Origin of the sequence: Acinetobacter sp. ANC 4216 (assembly GCF_004331195.1) — a bacterium.
GTDB classification, from domain to species: domain Bacteria; phylum Pseudomonadota; class Gammaproteobacteria; order Pseudomonadales; family Moraxellaceae; genus Acinetobacter; species Acinetobacter kookii.
Genome location: NZ_SJOC01000008.1, coordinates 140,975 through 163,148, shown reverse-complemented (window position 1 = coordinate 163,148; position 22,174 = coordinate 140,975). Strand labels below are relative to the sequence as shown.

20 protein-coding genes are annotated in these 22,174 nt (G+C 44.7%); 14 read left to right on the top strand and 6 right to left on the bottom strand.

Going from position 1 to position 22,174, the window contains the following annotated elements; genetic code table 11:
- Positions 1–45: 45 nt before the first annotated feature.
- The 5 genes from benB to E0H88_RS08405 form a co-directional block, all read right to left on the bottom strand.
- A complete protein-coding gene (gene benB / locus E0H88_RS08425; protein ID WP_131273827.1) occupies positions 46–537 on the bottom strand; it encodes a benzoate 1,2-dioxygenase small subunit in 492 nt (163 codons plus the stop codon).
- Positions 534–1,922 (bottom strand): benzoate 1,2-dioxygenase large subunit, encoded by a 1,389-nt coding sequence (gene benA / locus E0H88_RS08420; RefSeq protein ID WP_131273826.1) that lies wholly within the window; start codon positions 1,920–1,922, stop codon positions 534–536. The genes benB and benA overlap by 4 nt, the downstream gene beginning before the upstream one ends.
- A gap of 81 nt (positions 1,923–2,003) precedes the next feature.
- Positions 2,004–2,924, bottom strand: coding sequence for a catechol 1,2-dioxygenase (gene catA, locus E0H88_RS08415; protein ID WP_092819599.1), 921 nt, complete (start codon positions 2,922–2,924; stop codon positions 2,004–2,006).
- Between the two features lie 143 nt (positions 2,925–3,067).
- Positions 3,068–3,358, bottom strand: coding sequence for a muconolactone Delta-isomerase (catC, locus tag E0H88_RS08410; RefSeq protein WP_086175661.1), 291 nt, complete (start codon positions 3,356–3,358; stop codon positions 3,068–3,070).
- A gap of 21 nt (positions 3,359–3,379) precedes the next feature.
- On the bottom strand, positions 3,380–4,489 hold the full coding sequence (locus E0H88_RS08405; RefSeq protein ID WP_131273825.1) for a muconate/chloromuconate family cycloisomerase: 1,110 nt from the start codon (positions 4,487–4,489) through the stop codon (positions 3,380–3,382).
- Between the two features lie 115 nt (positions 4,490–4,604).
- On the opposite strand from E0H88_RS08405, the gene E0H88_RS08400 reads away from it, so the two are divergent.
- From E0H88_RS08400 to E0H88_RS08375, 6 genes are all read left to right on the top strand, one after another.
- Positions 4,605–5,519, top strand: coding sequence for a LysR family transcriptional regulator (locus E0H88_RS08400; RefSeq protein ID WP_131273824.1), 915 nt, complete (start codon positions 4,605–4,607; stop codon positions 5,517–5,519).
- Positions 5,520–5,821: 302 nt separating this feature from the next.
- Positions 5,822–7,192, top strand: coding sequence for an aromatic acid/H+ symport family MFS transporter (locus E0H88_RS08395; protein ID WP_131273823.1), 1,371 nt, complete (start codon positions 5,822–5,824; stop codon positions 7,190–7,192).
- Between the two features lie 168 nt (positions 7,193–7,360).
- Complete coding sequence (locus E0H88_RS08390) at positions 7,361–8,629, top strand: DcaP family trimeric outer membrane transporter (RefSeq protein ID WP_131273845.1); 1,269 nt, start codon at positions 7,361–7,363, stop codon at positions 8,627–8,629.
- Between the two features lie 696 nt (positions 8,630–9,325).
- The gene (locus E0H88_RS08385; RefSeq protein WP_131273822.1) at positions 9,326–10,552 is read left to right on the top strand and encodes an efflux RND transporter periplasmic adaptor subunit; all 1,227 of its coding nucleotides are present in this window, start codon (positions 9,326–9,328) and stop codon (positions 10,550–10,552) included.
- Positions 10,549–11,772 carry an ABC transporter permease gene (locus E0H88_RS08380; protein WP_131273821.1) on the top strand — a complete coding sequence of 408 codons (1,224 nt, stop codon included), beginning with the start codon at positions 10,549–10,551 and terminating at the stop codon, positions 11,770–11,772. Before E0H88_RS08385 ends, E0H88_RS08380 begins: the two co-directional genes overlap by 4 nt.
- Positions 11,765–12,496, top strand: coding sequence for an ABC transporter ATP-binding protein (locus E0H88_RS08375; protein WP_131273820.1), 732 nt, complete (start codon positions 11,765–11,767; stop codon positions 12,494–12,496). Before E0H88_RS08380 ends, E0H88_RS08375 begins: the two co-directional genes overlap by 8 nt.
- A 58-nt stretch (positions 12,497–12,554) precedes the next feature.
- Here E0H88_RS08375 and E0H88_RS08370 read toward each other — a convergent pair whose 3' ends face one another.
- The gene (locus tag E0H88_RS08370) at positions 12,555–12,740 is read right to left on the bottom strand and encodes a hypothetical protein (RefSeq protein ID WP_092819592.1); all 186 of its coding nucleotides are present in this window, start codon (positions 12,738–12,740) and stop codon (positions 12,555–12,557) included.
- 754 nt (positions 12,741–13,494) lie between these two features.
- Between E0H88_RS08370 and E0H88_RS08365 the strand changes: the two genes are divergently transcribed.
- From E0H88_RS08365 to E0H88_RS08330, 8 genes are all read left to right on the top strand, one after another.
- On the top strand, positions 13,495–14,493 hold the full coding sequence (locus tag E0H88_RS08365; protein ID WP_131273819.1) for a putative oxygenase MesX: 999 nt from the start codon (positions 13,495–13,497) through the stop codon (positions 14,491–14,493).
- 42 nt (positions 14,494–14,535) lie between these two features.
- Positions 14,536–15,579 (top strand): methionine synthase, encoded by a 1,044-nt coding sequence (locus E0H88_RS08360; protein ID WP_131273818.1) that lies wholly within the window; start codon positions 14,536–14,538, stop codon positions 15,577–15,579.
- Between the two features lie 126 nt (positions 15,580–15,705).
- On the top strand, positions 15,706–16,200 hold the full coding sequence (locus tag E0H88_RS08355) for a flavin reductase (RefSeq protein ID WP_131273817.1): 495 nt from the start codon (positions 15,706–15,708) through the stop codon (positions 16,198–16,200).
- A gap of 41 nt (positions 16,201–16,241) precedes the next feature.
- The gene (locus tag E0H88_RS08350; protein ID WP_131273816.1) at positions 16,242–17,042 is read left to right on the top strand and encodes a sulfite exporter TauE/SafE family protein; all 801 of its coding nucleotides are present in this window, start codon (positions 16,242–16,244) and stop codon (positions 17,040–17,042) included.
- A gap of 667 nt (positions 17,043–17,709) precedes the next feature.
- Complete coding sequence (locus E0H88_RS08345) at positions 17,710–18,444, top strand: thermostable hemolysin (RefSeq protein ID WP_252152005.1); 735 nt, start codon at positions 17,710–17,712, stop codon at positions 18,442–18,444.
- Positions 18,445–18,474: 30 nt separating this feature from the next.
- Positions 18,475–19,986, top strand: coding sequence for an AMP-binding protein (locus E0H88_RS08340; protein ID WP_131273814.1), 1,512 nt, complete (start codon positions 18,475–18,477; stop codon positions 19,984–19,986).
- Between the two features lie 67 nt (positions 19,987–20,053).
- Entirely contained in the window at positions 20,054–20,905 is an 852-nt protein-coding gene (locus E0H88_RS08335) for a TauD/TfdA family dioxygenase (RefSeq protein ID WP_131273813.1), read from the top strand.
- A gap of 48 nt (positions 20,906–20,953) precedes the next feature.
- Entirely contained in the window at positions 20,954–21,763 is an 810-nt protein-coding gene (locus tag E0H88_RS08330) for an SDR family oxidoreductase (protein ID WP_131273812.1), read from the top strand.
- Positions 21,764–22,174: the final 411 nt, after the last annotated feature.

Genomic DNA, 22,174 nt, shown 5'->3' with positions numbered 1-22,174 from the left:
AAATTTTCATATGGCTGAAAGGTTTTACCTTGCTGTAGAACAGTCTTAGAGGTGATAAATATCAATGACTTGGTTGATATAATCGTTTTTCAGCACCACGTACTTGCTCAGAATTTGTGGTTTTTCACCGGAAAAGTCGATTTCATAACGTGACATACCAAAATAGCTGTAGTTGGTCTTGTAACGGAAACTCAAGGTATTCCAGTTAAAACGAACCGTTACTTTGTCACCATCACGTTCAACAATTTCAATGTTGTTGATGTTGTGGCTGGTACGGGTATCCGGCATGGTTGCAGACGAGCGTTCAGTCTTGATACGGAACACGCGGTCCTCCAAACCTTGACGGTCCGGGTAATAAATCAAAGAGATTTCAGACTGCGGATCTGTGGTCAGTTTGTCGTCATCATCCCAAGCCGGCATCCAGAAAGAAGCGGTAGGGGCATAGCACTGTAACCAGTCATCCCATTGCTCATCATCTAGAAAGCGGGCTTCCTGATAGAGGAATTGAGCAATATTTTCTAAAGTGATGTCGCTCATGCGTTTTCTCCTTCAGTAGATGCCGCAATTTCTTTCTCAGTCGCAATGCCTTTCTTGATCAGTTCTAACCAGTACTGGTGCTGAGCCAGGTATAAACCTTCGTCTTCAGTTTTAATACCAGACAGTTTTGGTTTTAAACCGATTTCGTTGGCAGCATCATCCGGACCTTGGATCCAGTGTTTAGAACCACGGCACATGTCGTTCCATTCCAGCGCGATACCTGCGTAACCCGCCTGACAGGCACGGAATTCTTCCAGGTCGTCTGGAGTAGCCATACCTGAAGCATTAAAGAAGTCTTCGTACTGGCGGATACGGCGTGCGCGAGCTTCTGGCTCTTCACCTTTAGGCGCGATACAGTAAATGGTCACTTCAGTCTTATCGACAGAAAGTGGACGTAATACGCGAATTTGTGAACCGAACTGGTCCATGAAATATACGTTTGGATAGAGGCACAGGTTACGTGAACGCTCGATCATCCATTTCGCCATAGCTTCACCGTATTGCTCGGTGTATTCATCTTTTTTGGCAAAGTTTGGACGGTCTTCCGGGTTGGCCCATTGAGTCCATAGCAACATGTGACCGTGTTCAAAGCCGTAAGAACCGCCGCCTTGTTTGCCCCATGAACCTGCGCTCATGGCACGGATGTTGTCACCGGCTTCTTTCTCTTTACGTTGCTGAGTTGTTGCAGCGTAGTTCCAGTGTACGGCAGACACGTGGTAACCATCGGCACCGTTTTCGGCAGTCAACTTCCAGTTACCTTCATAGGTATAAGTCGAAGAACCGCGTAAAACTTCCAGGCCTTGCTCTGACTGGCCTACAATCATGTCGATGATTTTGGTCGCTTCGCCCAGGTATTCTTCCAGTGAAGGAACGTCCGGATTCAAGCTGCCGAACAGGAAGCCTTTATAGCTTTCAAAACGCGCAACTTTTTTCAGGTCGTGTGAACCGTCTTTGTTGAAGCAGTCTGAATAACCTGCTTCACTTGGGTCTTTCACTTTTAACAACTTGCCAGAGTTGTTGAATGTCCAGCCGTGGAATGGGCAAGTATAGGTCGCTTTGTTGCCTTTCTTGTTACGGCACAATTGTGCGCCACGGTGAGAACAGGCATTAATCATGGCATTCAGTTCGCCATTACGGTTACGTGCAATGATGATTGGTTGACGGCCAATATAAGTGGTATAGAAATCGTTGTTGTTTGGAATCTGGCTTTCATGGGCCAAATAAACCCAGTTGCCTTCAAAGATATATTTCATCTCTAGGTCAAACAGGGCTTGATCTGTAAATACAGAACGGTGAAGTTTAAATTCGCCACTTTCAAAATCGTCAACTAAAAGTTCATCAATACGATCAAGATGGCTGGTGTTAATTACTGGGATACGAGGCATGTCCGTTCTCCGACTGTCCAAATTTGGGCAAGTCACCGAGATGTCATGAAACTGACATCTCGATTTCCTATCATGAGGTCATTAAGCGCTTGCGCGACGACGTTCAACTTCAGTAGAAGGAGCACCAGCTTTGTCTTTCTGAAGTACTACATCGAACTGGATGTGTTTGAAAGGACCTTTCAGGCCACGACGTGCGATTTCAGCTTCATCGGTTACGTCTACAGCAGTTGCAACCAGGCCTTCACGTGTACCGAATGCGAAGTCATCCCAAAGGTACTTGTCGCCTTCGATGTTGAACTGGGTAGTTAGCTTACGGTAGCCCGGTGCAGAGATGAAATAGTGCACGTGAGCAGGGCGCTGACCATGACGGGAGATCATGTTAAGCACACCTTGAAGCGGACCTTCAGGGTTCAGGCCATAACCTACCGGCATGGTAGTAAGGGCAGTGTATTGGCCTTTTTCATCTGCAAAGATTGAGCGACGCAGGTTAAAGTGGCTTTGTGACTTGTCAAAGAATGAATAGTTACCGTGACTGTTGGCATGCCAAACTTCAACTTTAGCACCTGGAATGATGTTGCCTTCAGTATCAGTTACAGTACCGTCGATGATTAATGTCGGGATTTTGCCTTCTTCAGAACCATCATCCATACGGGCAAAACCTGTAGACTCAGGTGCACCAGCAACATACAAAGGACCTTCAATTGTACGTGGAGTACCACCCGTTAAGCCTGCTTTCGCATCAGCTTCATCAGCACGCAAGTCCAGGAAGTGTTCCAGACCGACTGCAGAACCCATCAATGCAAACTCGTCAGCTTTTGCGATATCAATAATGGTTTCAATACCTTTCCAAACTTCAGACTGGCTGAGATCCAGGTCTTCAATCGCTTGGAACAAATCTGTAACCAAACGTACCAGTACCTGTTGTACACGTGCATTTACTGGACCTTCAGAGGTGTCCACGTTACAAGCTTTAACTACATTTTCAATGGTTTGACGATCCATTTTGTTACTCCTTGGAAGTATGCCTTTGGGTGGCTAGTCTCTCAGGGTTTGTTTTGAGAGTACTGGCTGCCCCGTTCCTTGTTTGAATTACGTTTTGCTTTACAGAAAAGGAATAAATCTACTTTCCCTTTCCAGTTGATTGATCAGCTGTCATCGTCACGAACTGAAGAAGGGTGACGATTTAAAGCCATCACTTCGATATTCATGTATGGATAAAGTGGAAGACCCTGCAAAATGTTGTGCAGTTCTTCATTACTCTCCACATCAAAAATACTGATGTTGGAATACTGACCGGTGATGCGCCAGATATGTCGCCATTTACCCTGGCGCTGTAAATCTTGTGAATAAGCCTTTTCAACTGCTTTAATTTCATTGGCTTTTTCCGCTGGCATATCCAGTGGAATGTTCACGTCCATACGTACCTGAAAAAGCATGTGAAACTCCTTTCTCTTCAATTAGTGACGACGTAAGTTGTCAATCTTGTCTTCATCCAGCTCGATACCCAAACCAGCACCTTTAGGAAGGGCAAGCTGAAAATTCTGATATTGAAGCGGGGTCTTTAAAATTTGTTCAGTAAGTAGCAGAGGGCCAAACAGCTCTGTGCCATATGCCAGGTTTTCGAAAGTCGAGAAGACATGTGCAGATGCAATCGTGCCCACAGGACCTTCCAGCATGGTGCCGCCATACAGGTCAATTCCAGCCAATTGGGCGATTTTTCCCACCACGCAGCCTTCCATCAGTCCACCAGACTGCGCGACTTTGACAGCAAATACCGATGCCGCGTTGCACTTGGCAAGCTGATATGCACTTTGAGGTCCCATTAGCGATTCATCGGCCATAATGGCAATGTCAAATTTACGGGTCAGGCGCTGCATGGCATCAATGTTGTCAATTGCACAAGGTTGCTCAATCAGGTCAACACCGCCATCTTGCAACAGCTGAATGGCTTTAACCGCTTGTAGCTCTGACCAGGCGCGGTTCACATCTACGCGAATAGAAATGTCTTTGCCTAGCGCCTTTTTAATGGCCAGTACATGCTCAACGTCAGCTTCGACCGCACGTGAACCGATTTTTAACTTGAAAATGTTATGGCGTTTGGCCTCAATCATTTTCTTCGCTTCAGCAATATCTTTATCGGTATCGCCAGATGCCAATACCCAAAGTACCGGCACGCTGTCACGCAAACGACCGCCAAGCAGTTCACTTACAGGAATACCGAGACGCTGTGCCTGAATATCGAGTAAAGCTGTTTGAATGGCACATTTGGCAAAACGGTTGCCATTGATATGCTTTTTTAAAGTCTGTACAGTTTGCGCAACATTTAGCCCTGTTAAACTTTTTAATAGAGGCGCAAAATAAGTATCGATATTGGTTTTGATGCTCTCCGGGCTTTCGTCACCGTAGCCTAGTCCACCAATGGTTGTTGCTTCACCCCAACCGACAAAACCATCTTCTGTGCTGATTTTTACCAGTACCAGTGTTTGGGTCTGCATCGTCGCCACCGCCATCTTGTGTGGGCGAATGGTAGGAATTTCGACAAGCAACGTTTCTATGGATTTATACATCTTTGAGCTTCTCAATCTTGCTTTGTGTATCTCTTGTGATATACCTTAAAAGAATAGATACTCACTGTCTAAGATCAATTTTGCATTTTAGTATGCTTTAAAGGTATGGAATATCATGGAACTGAGACATTTACGCTACTTTGTGGCCGTCGTAGAAGAGCAGAGTTTCACCAAGGCGGCGGAAAAACTGTTTATTGCTCAACCACCTTTAAGCCGGCAGATACAGAACCTTGAATCAGAGCTGGGAATCCAGCTTTTTGAGCGGGGTAGCCGACCATTATTAACCACTGAAGCCGGGCAATTCTTTTATCAGCATGCGGTTAAACTTTTGTCTAATGCAGAAGAAATTAAAGCCATGACCCAGCGGGTAGGAATGGTAGAAAAGACCATTACCATGGGTTTTGTGGGTTCTTTGCTCTATGGCTTATTACCCAAAATTGTCTATCTATTCCGCCAGCAGCAGCCGCATTTAAAAATCGAACTGATTGAAATGAGCACCAAAGACCAGATTCAGGCCTTGAAAGAAGGGCGGATTGATGTCGGTTTTGGTCGTCTCAGAATTTCCGACCCGGCGGTTCGGCGCATCCTGTTGCGTGAAGAGCCGCTGATGGTCGCCATGCATTCCAGCCATCCACTTGTACAACATAAAAAGGGAATTTTCCTGACAGATATTGTTGACGAAAACCTGTTTCTGTATCCGAGCCATCCCAAACCGAATTTTTCTACCCAGGTCAGATCGCTGTTTTCAGAATATAGCCTGGACCCGACAAACTTGAAGGAAGTGCGTGAAATCCAGCTGGCTCTGGGACTGGTGGCTGCCGGGGAAGGGATTTGTATTGTCCCGGAAAGCGCCAAAACCATTCAGTTACCGCATCTGCATTATATTCCCTTACTGGATGATGCCGCGGTCAGTCCCATCTTTCTGGCGATTCGCAGCATGGATGAAAGCGAACATATCCGTTCGCTGTTTGACTGTATTTATCAGGTTTATGACCTGGAAGCGATTGCTTATGACCGCAGTGTAATCTGAACCTCGGCTGTCATTCATCGTAAATTCGGGCTGGATTAACTCAAAATTTTCAGCGGCATCCAATTATGCAGACGCATCCTCAAGGAGGTGAGGGTTCTGTATTTTTTAAAAAAAAGAATGACTAAAGCAGCACTCAGGCTGAATTAGACCTTGTGAAGATATCTTTAAAGTATTGCACCCACTCCAAACAATGGGCATTCAACTTTTAAGGTATGAATATATATGCAATCGGTTTTGGACATTTTTTCTCATCTTCTGCATTGTGATGGCACAAACAGGACTTCACAGAAAGGAGGTGAAGCATGTCCAATAAGATAAATATCAATACACTCATTGATGAAGCAAAATTTACACCATTTCATTGGGGCGTCTTATTCTGGTGCCTGATGATCATTATCTTTGACGGTTATGATCTGGTGATTTATGGCGTGGCGCTACCCTTGCTCATGCAGGAATGGGCGCTCAATACCGTACAGGCGGGTTTACTGGCCAGTACCGCATTGTTTGGCATGATGTTCGGTGCCATGAGTTTCGGAACCCTGTCCGATAAAATTGGCCGTAAAAAAACCATTATGATCTGTGTAACACTGTTCAGTGGCTTTACCTTTTTAGGTGCTTTTGCCAGCAACCCGACTGAGTTCGGTATTCTGCGCTTCCTGGCCGGTTTGGGAATTGGCGGCGTGATGCCAAACGTGGTCGCCCTCATGACCGAATATGCACCAAAACGTATCCGCAGCACGCTGGTTGCCCTGATGTTTAGTGGTTATGCGATTGGTGGAATGTCCTCTGCATTATTGGGTGCATGGTTGGTACCGCAGTTTGGCTGGAAAATCATGTTCCTTCTTGCCGGTACGCCATTATTACTTTTGCCGGTAATCTGGATGTTCCTGCCTGAATCGTTGATGTATTTAACTGCGAAAAATGAGACTGCAAAATCGCATGGCATTATCCAGAAAATCGCACCTCAACTCAGCATTCAACAGGGTACGCAATTTGTTCTGAATGACGTGTTAAAAGGCGACGAAGCTCCACTTAAAGCGTTATTCCAACAAGGCCGTAGTTTCAGTACCTTTATGTTCTGGATTGCATTCTTCATGTGCCTGTTGATGGTGTATGCCTTAGGCAGCTGGTTACCAAAACTCATGATCCAGGCCGGCTATTCACTCGGTGCCAGTATGATCTTCCTGTTTGCCCTCAATATTGGCGGCATGATTGGTGCGATTGGTGGCGGTGCCTTGGCAGATCGTTTCCACATTAAAAAAGTACTGACCATTATGTTTTTATGTGGTGCAGCAGCGTTAATTTTACTCGGATTTAACAGCCCGCAGTTTGTACTCTACAGCTTGATTGCTGTGGCAGGTGCAGCGACCATTGGTTCCCAGATTTTACTGTATACCTTTGTAGCACAGTATTATCCAACCACAGTACGTTCAACCGGTATGGGATGGGCGTCAGGAATTGGCCGTATTGGTGCCATTGTTGGACCAGTATTAACAGGTGCATTGCTAACCATGAATTTACCGCATCAAATGAACTTCTTTGCTATTGCGATTCCCGGTGTAATTGCGGCGTTAGCAATCTTCATGGTGAACCTGAAAGCTTCTGTAGATGCGAAAGCGCTTACAGCGTCTAATGCGAACAACAATCCAGTTGCGCAAAAATCAACTCAATAATTTCTTTACCTTTCCATTAATTTACTGTCATCAATGATATAGATTGCCATCGTAAGCGATGGTGATCTGTTGCTAGAATTTGATTGCAAAATAACAAGCGAGTTTAGGATGAACGCGAAAACATTAACCCAAACAACTGATTTACAAACAACAACGGTTCGACCAAATATGCAGCGTACGCTCATGATGAGCATGATTGCATTAAGCATGGGCGGTATGAGTGTTGCAGCGCAAGCACAAACCCAGCAGCAAAATGAAATTGAACAACTCAGACAGGAAGTTCAGGCTTTGCGCAGTTTGGTTGAGCAGCAAAAAGTACAAAGTGCACAAACCGCGACAGCAATTGCTAACGTACAACGTACTGCAGCAACTGTGCCAGCGAACCCTGTATTAAAAACTGCCAAAGGCGCCGAGTTTAATTTATACGGTAACGTGCGTTTAGATGCCTCTTATCAGGCAGAAGGCGGTGCTAAAGATATGCCGTATAACCAGATTAACAGCGTACCGCTTGAAGGCAATGCAGAACAAAGTGATCGTTTAAGATCAACGCTTTCTGCAACACGTTTAGGTTTAGATTTCAAAAGCCCTGTGGGTGACCAAGACGTCAAAGGTAAAATCGAAGTGGATTTCCTGGGTGGAGCTAACCTCGATAACTTGCGTATTCGTCATGCCTACTTAAATTATGGCAACTGGTTAATGGGTCAAACCTGGTCAAACTTTGCAGTACCGGATTATATGCCAGAAACGATTGATGCTTTAGCGTTTGTCGGTGGTGCTGTAAAACGTACACCGCAAGTTCGTTATACTGCCAAATTTAATCCAAAAACCAATTTAGTCGTGGCTGCCGAAGATCCTAAAGACAGCACAGTGAGCCAGCGTTTACCTGCACTCACTGCACGTTTAAATCACCAGTTTGCAGATAACTTCAATGTCAGTGTACGTGCCATGGGCCATGAAAAGCGGATCAATTCTGAAGAAGAAATGGCATGGGGCGTAGGTGCGGGTGCCAAGTATGATGTGGTGCCGGGAACAACCCTAAAAGCCGATTACTATCATGTGAAAGGGGACAGCAGCTTTGTATCATTTGCCAATAAAGGTGTGGTTGTAGACACAGATGGTAGTCTGGTACAAAACGAATTTGACTCCATTATGCTTGGTGTGACTCAAAAATTTGGTGACAAACTCCACGGTACACTAGGCTATGGCTATATGACTTTTGATAAAGATCAAAATTATCTGGATGCTCCTGGAGTTGCAGCCACAGCCAATAAAGACCTCTGGCAAGCATGGGCAAATATTTTCTATAGCCCAACCAAGCCTTTAAGTTTTGGTCTTGAATATGTTTATGGCGAACGTGAGGCGTTTGGGGCTGCACCAAATGGCAGTAAAACAGGTGAAGATAATCGTTTAAATGCAGTTGCAATCTATAATTTCTAACAGTCGGTAAATCAAAAGGCCTTACTATATAATAACTTATAGTAAGGCCTTTATTTTTGTATTTAATTTTCCCTGAATAAGCATCTATGCCATAACTGGTATGATAAGAAAATCCCATCAATGGTAATAACGGTTTATTTTGAATAGTTCTCCCGGTTCGGGTTGATGCAGCTAGGCCAAGCCTTAATAAAATGGCCAACACCCGCAATCTTTAAAACCCAGCCCATCCTCTTCATCTTAAATTGCCGACCGTATTCAAGATAAGCAGATGCTTGACCCTGACTGGCTCGCAAGGCAGCTTGAAAGCAATAATTTCACTATAGGACATCCTACGGTTTTTTTTAGATGTTTTCTCTTTGCAAAATAAAAGTATGGACGAAATTTGTCCAGTCTGGAATTTTGATGGTTATTCGGCTTATGATAAATTATTTTATCAATTTAAAAAAAGAAGCCAAGAATGCGAATGTAGGTATAAACGGAGCAATTTTTTCATTTATTTTATACGACTCATTCGGATAATCATTCGAATTAGACAATTTACCATGAACAGACCACGACCAAAGTTTAATAGTTTAAATTCATCAGGCTTTTCAAAAAAAACTTATTGTTAATAACAGGTTGAAGCATACAATTCTACAGAGCAACAGTATTTACTGTTAGATGTACCAAGCTCTTAAGCTGAACTGGAGAGATTCATTGCGCGTTGTTCGCTATAAATTTGTGATTATCATCCTGCTGCTCATACTTGCAGTAGCTTATGCTCTGTTTCGCTGGTGGCAGGGACCGCTATTGCCAGCCTATACCTTGACATACAAGCCTCTGGTGCAGAATGTGGTCGCGACCGGCCGAGTAGCGACTGTATCACGTGCCCAGGTGGGTAGTGAAATTACCGGTATTGTTCTCGAGCGGCTTGTGCAGGAAGGGGATCAGGTTGTTCCGGGGGATTTACTATTGGTTCTCAAGTCGGATGAACTGCTTGCACAGGTACGACAAGCCGAAGTGGCACTGACCGAACTCGCAACCAGTCGGCGCCCACAGGCAATGGCAGAACTGGCTACAGCCAAAGCCCAGCTCGAACAGGCCAGTCGGGAAGCGGCACGCAGGCGTAATCTAGAAGCAGGCATACTTTCAGCAGAAGAAATAGAACAGGCCGTGGAAGCGGAAAGGGTCGCCCGCAATAATTTTGAAACAGTCCGACTAAAAAAGGCAGCATTGGCACCGGGTCAAGTCGAGGAAGCCAAGCTTCGTGAGCAACTTGCTGTGGCCCAAGCCCAACTGGCCAAAACTAAAATTCGCTCTACAGTCACAGGTACGGTACTCACCCTGGATGTGGAACCAGGCGATCTGATCCAGCCGGGCCAGACCTTATTTACTATTGCATTGAAGGGCAATACAGAAATCCGGGTACCTCTGGATGAGCGAAATTTACCGCAGCTTGCTTTACAGCAAAAGGCAACCGTCATTTCCGATGCCTATCCGGATCAACCTTTTCCGGCCTGGATCAATTTCATTGCACCCAGCATAGACCCGCAGCGTGGTACGGTAGAGGTCCGCTTAGCCGTCGATCCGGTGCCTGATTTTCTGCGTCAGGACATGACGGTGTCGGTAAATGTCGAGACCAACAGACGAGAACGGGCATTGGCTATACCAAACGATGCTTTAAGCAGTATTAAAGGCAATAAGGCCGTTGTGCTATTGGTACGTGATGGAAAGATACAGCGTCGTCAAGTTACCTTAGGTTTACGTGGGCTGGCGATGTCGGAAGTGGTTTCGGGTTTGCAGGATGGAGATCAGGTGCTGGCCGATGCCGAATCCTCCTTGGCAGAGGGAGCGCGGGTACGCTTAAAACAGCAAAAAACACCCTTGAATCATCAGGCTGATGATACAGATAGCAAAAATGAATTACCGGTGAAATTCGATTGAAAAACTTTTTCGGGCGGCTCTGGACAGAATGGACAATCGCAATCAGTTTTTTGCGTGAAGGCCGTGCACAGTCCATTATGATTACTGTGGGTGTCGCAGTGGGCGTGGCTGTCATCATTTTTATCAGTGCTTTAATTCAAGGATTGCAGTCGAATATTGTCGAACGTACTTTGGGTACTCAGGCCCATATCCGTTTGCTGTCACCGGATGAGGTCAACCAGATTGTGCAGCCTGCTGCAGGAACGGTGCAATTATTGCAGGAAGACAAGCGGGCACAGCGGTTGCGCTCGATCAACAACTGGCAGCAGATTACCGAAACCCTGGATCAGTTGCCGGTACTGACCGCCGTATCTCCAGTGGTATCCGGGCCGGCATTTGTGCAACGCGGCGATGCCATTCAATCGGTTGCCTTGGTGGGTATCAATCTGGAGCGTTATCAACAGATCATCCCGCTGAAAGAATATCTAGTGAGTGGCCAGCTGCGCATCGGTGCAGACGATGTAATAATTGGCAGCCAGCTCGCCAAAGATCTGGGGGTGCAGGTGGGGAGCAAGTTACGGCTGGATACGGGGCGGGAGAACAATGCACTGGTCAATGTGGCCGGGATCTTTGAACTTGGGGTACGCGAACTGGATGCGCGCTATGTTTATCTGGACTTGAAACAGGCGCAGTCCTTACTCAGTTTGCCTGGCGGCGTTACGGTGATTGACCTGACCATCGCAGATATTTTTGAGGCAGACAATATTGCCGCACAGATAGGACGCCTGACCTCACTAAAAGCCGAAAGCTGGATTAAAACCAATGCCCAGCTGATGAATGCAATTACCGCTCAGAGCCTGTCGACCAATATGATTATTATCTTTGTGGCAATTTCTGTGGCATTTGGAATTGCCAGCGTCATGTCGGTCAGCGTGGTGCAGCGTACCCGGGAAATCGGTATTTTGCGTGCGACGGGCGCGACCCAGTTGCAAATTTTACGAATTTTCCTGTTTCAGGGCGCAATATTTGGCCTGCTGGGTTCGGTTTTAGGCAGTGCGGTCAGTTATGGTCTGGTTTGGATATTCAACACCTTTGGTCCCGGTCTGTTTTATATTCCGCTTTCGATCAATCTGGTGATACTGGCCTTGTTGCTGGCGACGCTGACTGGCGTGCTGGCTGCTGCGATACCCTCGCGCCGGGCAGCAGCACTGGACCCTGTGGAGGCAATTCGTCATGTCTGATCAGTTTCAGGAAGTACTGCGCCTGGAAGCGCTGCGTAAATCCTATAATATTGGGCAGCCCAATGAAGTTGAAGTATTGCATGGAATTGATTTGCGCATTGAACGCAATGATTTTGCTGCGCTGATTGGTCCATCCGGTTCAGGCAAAAGTACCTTATTGAATATTTTAGGTTTGCTGGATAAACCCAGCAGCGGTGAGCTGTATTTGCTGGGTCAGCCGACCAGTGGCATGGATGATGCGGGACGCACGGCGCTACGCGGCAACAGTATCGGTTTCGTGTTTCAGTTTCACCATCTTATTCAGGCTTTCACGGCCTTGAACAATATACTCATGCCGTTAATGCTGACACATGGCAAGCCGGACAAACAGGCACTGGAGCGGGCGCGTGAACTGCTTGCTGCGGTCGGTCTGGAACAGTTTGCTGACCGTAAACCGAATGAGCTTTCGGGCGGTCAGCAACAGCGGGTGGCGATTGCCCGGGCACTGATTACGGAACCGGCACTATTATTGGCCGATGAACCGACAGGGAATCTGGATACCCAGACGGCTGCAGACATGTTTCAATTATTCCGTAAAGTACATCGTGAACGGGATTGTGCGGTACTGCTGGTGACGCATGATCCACGTCTGTCTGCCACCTGTGATCGCACCATCAATCTGGTCGATGGCCGTATTCAAAGTGATTCTAAAGCGCAGGTGATAGAGACAGTATCTGACAAATAGCTATCTACAAGAAGAGGAAGCTTTCATTTGTTCTTCAGATGAATCAACTCATTTAAAACTATAGATTCTGATCCTCTTCATCCTGATGCTCCTGACGGATTTGGTCTCGTTTTATCTGTGGGTCTTTGTCTACGCCTAACTGACCACGCTGAATTTCACGATCCTGCTTTTCTTGCGGGTCTAATTCCTCTTCTGGAAATTCTTCATTTACTTCTTCATCTGTTTCTTTATCTGGATTAATCATAAGCATTTACCTTTTTAAATGTTGATAGCCCATGTTTTGAGTTGAGCCTCTGCCTCAATATTCTTGTTATTGTATTGCAGGACTGTGATTACACTGTTGTATTTATAACCTGCTTAATTCTATAAATTGTGGCTTGTGTTAAATGCATGTGCTGGATCTTCTTCATAACCTTTTGATATAGCCATTTTTGATAACCATGTTTATTCGACATATAGGGTTTGGGTTTCCTTATATCCAGCTGTTTGGATACAATTAGACAGGCTGAATATGTTGATACTTTCTCATCTTAAAATGAGTTAAATTCAATATTGTTGCTTTTATGGACGTGATGCAATAAGTGTTGTCACTTATTTAAACAACAGCATATAAATGTCTTATAGAGAAATTTTTCTGTCCCCTACAGAATTCAATTGATGGGCTTTCAAGTCAATTTCTTTAAACGCACCTGCACGCTTTTTTGATTGATATGTTTTATTAAGATATTGTAATTTATAATTTTTTAATTATTTAAACAGACGAATTTTAAATCCTTATTTTCCAGCATTTTATGTAGATTGAATTGACTTAAGCTATCCGAGATGGAGCAGTCATTTTGCTTCGCTTGTTTCTCTTGCCAATACCATAAGATCTTGAAAGTGAATTTTGTTCACTTTGCAATTAGATTAAATCATTTTTATTCATGTTTTGATTCCAGTATAAATGACTGCATACAGAAATTTTGATTTTATTGAAAAGATTAGGGCAGTGAATCTCCATGAGTAATAAATTTGCATGTTCAATTAAGCGCATCCGTTTTGACGAGAACTATCAGCCAGCAGACAACACACGTTTAACCACAAACTTTGCCAATTTGGCACGTGGAGAAAGCCGTCAAGAGAATCTTCGCAGAACTTTAGCGATGATCAATAACCGTTTTAACAGTCTGGCCAGCTGTGATAATCCGAAAGGTGACCGATATTCACTTGAAATCGATATCATCTCTGCTGAATTAGACGTTGAAGGCAAGGGGCAAACTTTCCCGTTCATTGAAATGCTGAAAAGCACCATTACCGACCATAAAACCAATGAACGTATTGAAGGCATGATTGGGAACAGCTTCTCATCTTATGTGCGTGATTATGATTTCAGTGTGGTATTACCGTCACTCGGCTGTAAAACAGATGAAAAACCTGAAAACTTTGGTGATTTGCACGGTAAATTGTATCAGCATCTCGTCCATTCAGCAGCCTTTAAAGCCGAGTTTAAAAAGCAGCCTGTGATTTGTCTCAGTGTTTCGACCACCAAAACCTATTACCGCACAGCCCATGTGCATCCAGTGTTAGGCGTAGAATACAAAAATGACGAATATTCACGTACCGATGACTATTTTAAAAAAATGGGCTTAACCGTTCGTTACTTCAAACCTGAACATGGCAATGCACCTCTGGCATTTTATTTTGCAGGCGACTTGCTCCGTGACTACACCGATTTTGAGCTCATCAGTGCCATCAGCACCATGGAAAGTTTTCAAAAAATCTATCGTCCTGAAATCTACAACACCAATTCACCAGCAGGTTTGGTGTATCAGCCAAGCTTAAACTATCAGGATTTTTCGTTGACACAAATTGTCTACGACCGTGTTGAGCGTGGTCAATTGGCAGTGAAACAAGGTAAATGGACGGAAGAAAACTTCATCAAACCTTATAAAGACATTCTGGATGCGTGGGCGGCGAACTTTAAGGTTGCAAACGCAGATCAAGCGCAAGCTGCCTGATTCACAGCATCAATCCACGAATTTAGAGAAAGAAGATTACACATGGTGCCTTTACAACCAAAAACTCTGCTCCCGACCTCAACCGCTGGCAGCTTACCGAAACCTTCCTGGCTGGCTGAACCTGAGAAACTTTGGTCACCCTGGAAACTAGAAGGTGATGAGTTGCTACAAGCAAAATGGGATGCCTTAAGTCTGTCATTGCATGAGCAACTGCAAGCCGGTATTGATATTGTCAGCGATGGTGAACAAACCCGTCAGCACTTCGTCACGACCTTTATTGAACACCTTGAAGGTGTGGACTTTGAAAAGCGAGAAACTGTACGTATCCGTAAGCGTTACGATGCCAGCGTGCCATCTGTGGTGGGTGCGGTATCTCGTAAACAACCTGTGTTTGTAGAAGATGCAAAATTTTTACGCAGTCAAACCAACCAAGCTATTAAATGGGCGCTGCCGGGTCCAATGACCATGATTGATACCCTATACGATGGTCATTATAAGAGCCGTGAAAAACTGGCTTGGGAATTTGCCAAAATTCTGAACCAGGAAGCCCTTGAGCTTGAAGCAGCAGGGGTGGACATCATCCAGTTTGATGAACCTGCATTTAACGTCTTCTTTGATGAAGTCAATGATTGGGGCGTAGCGACTTTAGAGCGCGCGCTTGAAGGTCTGAAATGTGAAACTGCGGTACACATTTGCTATGGCTATGGCATTAAAGCCAATACCGACTGGAAAAAAACATTGGGTTCGGAATGGCGGCAATACGAAGAAGTTTTCCCGAAATTACAACAGTCTAAAATTGATATCGTATCGCTTGAATGTCAAAACTCACGTGTACCGATGGATTTGATTGAACTGATTCGTGGCAAGAAAGTGATGGTGGGTGCAATTGATGTGGCGACCAATCAGATCGAAACGCCTGAAGAAGTGGCAGATACCTTACGTAAAGCGCTGCAGTTTGTCGATGCCGACAAACTTTACCCTTCAACCAATTGTGGTATGGCGCCACTCTCTCGTCAAGTTGCGCAAGGCAAGCTGAATGCATTAAGTGCAGGCGCTGCTATTGTGCGTCAAGAACTGACAGCTTAATTCCGGGCTGTCTCAAAATAAGGAAAGGGCGCGTTATTTTTCAGTTAAATCATTCAGATCAATCGAATAATCAAGCGCCTTGCCTCCAGCTAGAGATAAGCAAAATTCAAATTTGAGATTTACGAAATGATTGAAGCAACCGATTTTCGAAATGCAATGTCTTTGCTAACCACTGCAGTGAATGTAATCACGACAGAGGGCGCAGCAGGCATGCATGGATTTACTGCATCGGCGGTATGCAGTGTAACCGATACACCACCGACCTTGTTGGTCTGCATGAATCAATCATCTCGCTCACATGCACATTTTATTCAGAATAAAATTCTGTCTGTGAATGTTTTAGGCGCACAGCATGAAAACCTTTCCAATGCATTTTCTTCCAGCAAATTCAGCTCTGAAGAACGATTTAAACTGGGGTCTTGGACAACACTGGAAACGGGTTCTCCTGTACTGAAAGATGCATTAGCGAGTTTTGATTGCGAAATTGAGCAGATTCAACAGATGGGAACGCATAGTATTTTTATCTGCAAAGTGGTGGCGATTCAACAAAGCCAGCAAGAGGAAAGTTTGGTGTACTTTAATCGCGCTTATCACCATGTAGGGCAAGTGGAAATTGTTTAAATTTTTATTGAATATCAAAATCTTAACTAAGTAATTATATCGTGGAATTAATCATTTTTTTAGTCATCGGCGCCGTGGCTGGATTTGCTGCCGGGCTCTTTGGTGTGGGTGGCGGTACTATCATTGTGCCATTGCTGTATATTGTCTTTAGCCAAATGGGCTATAGCCCTGATGTGATTATGCACTTGGCTTTAGGCACTTCATTGGCCACCATTATCGTGACCTCTATCAGCTCTTTAATGGCACATCATAAAAATGATGCCGTGATTTGGCCTGTCTTTAAAAATCTGGCATTGCCAATGGCAATCGGCTGTTTTGCAGGCGCAGGCATTGCAGGCTGGCTCTCAGGTCTACATTTGCAGATTATTGTTGGCATATTTTTACTTTGGGTTGCTTACAGCATGTTTAAGGGTGCAAAGAAAGCAGTTGATCCCAGTAAAACATTACCATCTACAGGCAAGCAAATCGCTGCGGGTTCAGGCATCGGTGTGGCGTCAGCCATCTTTGGGATTGGCGGCGGAAGCATTACCGTGCCGTATTTAACGGCAAATGGCGTAGTGATGCAAAAAGCTGTCGGAACATCTGCGGCATGCGGTTTACCAATTGCGATTGCCGGTGCATTAGGCTTTATGTTCTTTGGCATGCAGCAGCATGTTGAGATTCCAAACACCATTGGCTTTATTCATGTTTATGCTTTTCTGGGTATTAGCATAATGAGTTTCTTTACCGCAAGTTTAGGTGCCAAAGCTGCACATGCATTATCACCCAGCATGCTCAAAAAATGTTTTGCAGGATTGTTATTGATTGTAGGATGTTTTTTTGTTGTTAAGGGATTATTTTGAGATATGGTAGATGTCTGAGAATCAGACATCTTTTAAGTCTGCGACACGCCACTGTGCGTATCCTCGCCTGTTGTTTCGGCAGAAATTTGCCATATGAAGCGAATACTTTTTCAGTAAGAATGAAAGGCTGGTCATCTCTGTTTAGCTTGATCTTGGAATTAATGAGAACACGAGAAGACAGGAAGCGCCTTTCTAGAGAGGACAAAGCATTTTATTTACATATTCAGGGAGAAATTTTACTAAACAGCAACAAGAATTATGGGGTGTGTCATTTAAAAGGATGTCGTATTTTTTTATCTTTCACCTTGGCGTTTACCCATCAGAGATGTCGTCACCTTGTACGTAATTTAGAGTAATTTAAGCTCCGATTGTTGGTTTGCGGATGCCTGATTTTTTACTTAATAAATCAGTAAAAACAAAATGTTAAGTGGTTAAAATAGGATCTTTTAGATTTAAATTACCCGTTTAAAAATAAAAGATAAGTGCTGATTTCGCGATGTATAATCCCTTTAATTTCACCCTCATTCATTTTCTCTAGCTCAATTTATTAAGCCTGAAATTGCTTAGAAATACGCCTTCGATAGTGTTAAGTGTTTTTTAAGTTTATAGGCCTAATGTGATCACCAAGCTGTTTATGTGTGGTGAAAAGAGAATGAGGAAATTCAATTTGGATGATCGTTCATTTAGTAAAACCTACTATCTGGATCGCAATATCCATCCATTAAAATTTAAAAAAAACATCAATAATCAAAAACTTTTAGAACAAAAAAATCATCCAGCTTTTCCTGTTGTGGTCTTAAAAAATTCATCACTTCGCCTCATGGTGAAAACCGTGCAACGAAGCGAGATCCCTGAACGAAACATATTGGAAAACTTTATTCGTGAGAAATACCGCCAAGTCCATCAGGCCTCGGTCTGTGAGTTTTCTTCGACCCTGTTTGCCGGTTATGCGGGGGCAGAGATGCAGGTCGTGATCGGCATGGAGCATTTAAGCGCGGTCGATGCTTTTCTTGAACGGTATCTGGATGCGCCTATTGAACAGATACTCACGCAATTAAGTAATGTACCGGTGCAAAGATCACAGATTGTTGAGATTGGCAATTTGGCAGCTTTAGATATGGAAAAAGCCAAACTGATGGTGGCTTTTCTGGTGTTTCATTTATCGCAAAAAAATATTGATTGGGCTGTGTGTACCGGTACTGCAGCAGTTCGTTATGTATTGCAAAAAATGGGGTTGCAGTTTCATGTCATTGAAAAAGCTGATCCGGAAGTGTTGGGCAAAGCGAAACTTCAATGGGGCAGCTATTACCAGCAGAAACCTTATGTGCTTGCCATTGATGTAGCTGCAGCATTGCAGGTTACTCAGCAGTTTTACATTTTTTCTGAATCAATTGATCAGTAGTTCGTCTTTGTAGATATACAGAATTTTAAAATGATGAGTCATTTGTTTAAGGCCATTTCAGCCTATGCCCAGCAGGATCCGGGACGTGAAGCGATTGTTACTGATAGGGATAGGCTTAACTATGTCGAGCTGAAAAATCAGCTTGAACAGCTTCATGCCGAGTTAATGCAGCTAAAGATTCAACGCCTGGCACTCTGGGGTGTGAATAGTGTGGATTGGATTATCATTGATCTCGCTGCCCAGTTAGCTGGTGTAACTGTAATTCCTATTCCCTTATTTTTTACTCCAGAACAGGTTCGTCATCTGCTACAAGACAGTCAGGCAGATCTGCTTTGCTTGGCAAGTGAAAAGACAGGGGATACGCCGCAGTGGCTAATGGAGTTAGTTGATGCAATAGGCAAGCATGAGGTTTCTGTATCTGTCGATATGCATGCTCAGTTTTTTCGTTTAGCTCAGTCTCAAACACCGCACCATAGCTTACTTCCTTGCCAATCCCGGCAGCTGGCAAAAATTACCTATACCTCGGGCAGTACTGGAACGCCGAAAGGGGTATGTCTGGCAGAAGACACTATTGAGTCGATTACTCATTCACTGAGTCAGGCACTGGCCAGCAGCCAGCTTGGACGGCATCTGTGCCTGATTCCATTTGCCACTTTACTGGAAAATATTGCCGGCATTTATGTTGCACTAAGCATGGGACGCGCCGTAGTGGTAGGTGAGGTGAGCCAGTTTGGTCTGGTCTCTAATCATATTTTTGATGTACAGCGTTTTGTGAATGCTGTACAGACTTATCAAATTGAAAGTGTGATTTTACTGCCGCAAATGTTGAAAGCTATTGTGGAATATAGCACTGAATACGGCAGTACAAGTCTCAGTACGCTGAAATTTATTGCCGTCGGTGGCGGCAAAGTATCTGCTAATTTGCTTCAACAGTGCCAGCAGCTAAAACTCCCGGTCTATGAGGGGTATGGCCTGTCCGAGTGTGCCTCGGTGGTCAGTCTGAATCTGCCGGGTGCTCGCCGGATTGGCAGCGTGGGCCGGGTTCTGCCGCATGTCGAGGTTGAGATTGCAGCTAACAGCGAAGTGGTGGTGAAAGGCAATGCCATGCTGGGTTATGTCAACGACCTGGTAGCCACTCCCTATATTCATACCGGTGATTCCGGATATTTTGATGACGACGGCTATTTATACATTACCGGGCGCATCAAGCAGATGATTATCAGCAGTTTTGGACGCAACATTTCCCCGGAATGGGTGGAATCCAACAGTCTGACTGAACCGGAAATCCAGCAGATTGCCATTTTCGGCGAAGCCCAGCCGCATCTGTCTGCTGTGATTTATGCCGCCGATTCTACACCCGACCAGCAGCTGGCAGCAGCGATTCAGCGGGCCAACACCCGCATGCCGGATTATGCCCAGATCAAACACTGGTGTCGTGCTCCCGAGCCATTTTCCCTGAGTAACCAGATGCTGACCGATAACGGCAAGCTGCGCAGGCAGCAGATCCAGCTGCATTTTCAGGCTGCTTTAGCACAACATTAACCGAAATTTTTTTGTCCATGCAAATCTAAAATATGGACTTAATATACAAAATTAGAGAGCAAAACCCATGAATATTGCACAACAGGTTTTAAATACAAGCCATGCACAGATCAAACAGCGTCTGATAGAACAGGGTTGGGTCTTGTTGAGACATGAACACTATGACGTGACATCTTTTAGTGAACTCATGAATGGTTTATGCCAGCGTCTGACCTATGATCCTGCACGGGAAAACATCACCCGTCAGTCGCAGAAAGTCGATGCCGGCACCCAGGCCATGGGGCTGCATATTGAAAATGGCAGCACCCCGCTACCACCTGACATCATCGCCTTTTTCAGTGAAAAAAGTGCTTCACGCGGTTCACAGACCACCTTATGTGATGGGCATGAAGTCTGGAAAAATCTGCCAGACTCCCTCAAGCAGAAATTTGCCGAGCCGATGACCATCAGCCGTTATTTACCCAAGCCGATCTGGCAGCAGTATGTGGCTACAGCCTTGAATATTGAAAATGCAGAGCAGGTCGGACAGCAGGAACTGGAGCGCTTTATCCAGATGGTTCCTGGACAGCGCATTAGCCCCGCACATGATGAAGGCGTGCAATACCATTTAAGCATGAATATGGTCCGTCATGACAATCTCAAGGGGATTCCGGCCTTTGCCAACACATTGCTGGGACCTTCTTATAATTACGAAAAACCCCGTTTTTATTTTGCTGATGGTTCAGAAATCAGCCCCGATTTACTGGTTGAACTGGCCGAACGCTGTGAAGCCCAGACCTCGGAAATTGACTGGCAGGATGGTGATCTGGTGATTATCGACAACAAACGTTTTATGCACGGCCGACGTGAAATAATGGTGCCACTTGAGGAACGTAAACTGTATATCTGTATGGGGCTGAGTCTCAATCATGCTTTTTAAAACCAATATGAACTCACATTAAAAACTTAATAAAAAGAGAAATGATCTATGGCTAATTTAACAGCAGTTATTCTAGGCGCAACTGGTGGCATCGGTCAGGCCATTGCCAATATTCTTGGACAAAACGGGCTGAATCTGGTTCTGATCGGTCGCAATGAGCAGGCTTTGCACAAATTGCGCGATAATCTGGCACAGCGCTATCCGCAGTTGCAACTGCAGTTAATCCGCTGTGACCTGGCCGAGCAGCACAGCCGCGACGAGCTGATTCATGCGCTGGCCGCGCTGAATACTCCGATTCACTACTATATCAACAATGCCGGCATTAACGATTTCAGCCTGTTCTCTCAGCAGTCACAAGACACCATGGAACAGATGATGCTGATCAATGTGGTCTATCCATTACAATTGGTCCAAGGCATCATTCCGTTGATGTCGAAAACTCAGCCGAGCCAGATCGTTTATATCGGTTCAACCTTTGGCAGCATTGGTTATCCGGGCTATGTCAGCTATTGTGCCAGCAAATTTGCCCTGCGCGGTGCGACTGAAGCACTGGCACGGGAATACAGCAAGACCCCGATCAAATTCCGCTATTTCTCGCCGCGGGCCACCAATACCGAAATGAACAATCCTGATGTAGTTGAAATGAATATCCGGCTGGGTACGAATATTGATACGCCAGAATTTGTAGCCCAGGAATTTTATCAATTCCTGCAGAAAGACTGTCAGTCCTATCAGGTCGGCTATCCTGAAAAAATCTTCGTCAAGGTCAATCAGGTCGTGCCGAATATTGTGAGTAATTCTATTCAGAAAGATCTAGATACTATTTACCAATATGCAGACAAACAAAAACGAGGATGATGTTTTAATGCCGTTGGATATGAAGTCTTTATTTCCGCTCTCTTGGCGTACGGTCACAGGCTTGATTTAAAGCCTGCTTAAACTTTTGCTTCGAGATTAGACGACTTACTATTCGACTTTGACAAGCTGTGCTGACTGAGTGAGGGCAAAGCAAGGAGCAAAAGTATGATGCAGTGGCTGTTGTAATATTTCAGCTAGACTGATTGCAGAAAAAGCTCCAGACAAAAAGTGGACAGCTCATGTTTTTTGACAGCATAAAGCAGATACGCTGACAGGAGGCAAGCATTCAATCCGTAGTTTTGTGTACTGGTCTAGAGCGGTTTAAAATGTGAACAAGATGTTCTCGGGTTTCACATAAAATTCACTTTAAAATCACTATGATCAAATCTGAAATATAATATTTCGAAGATA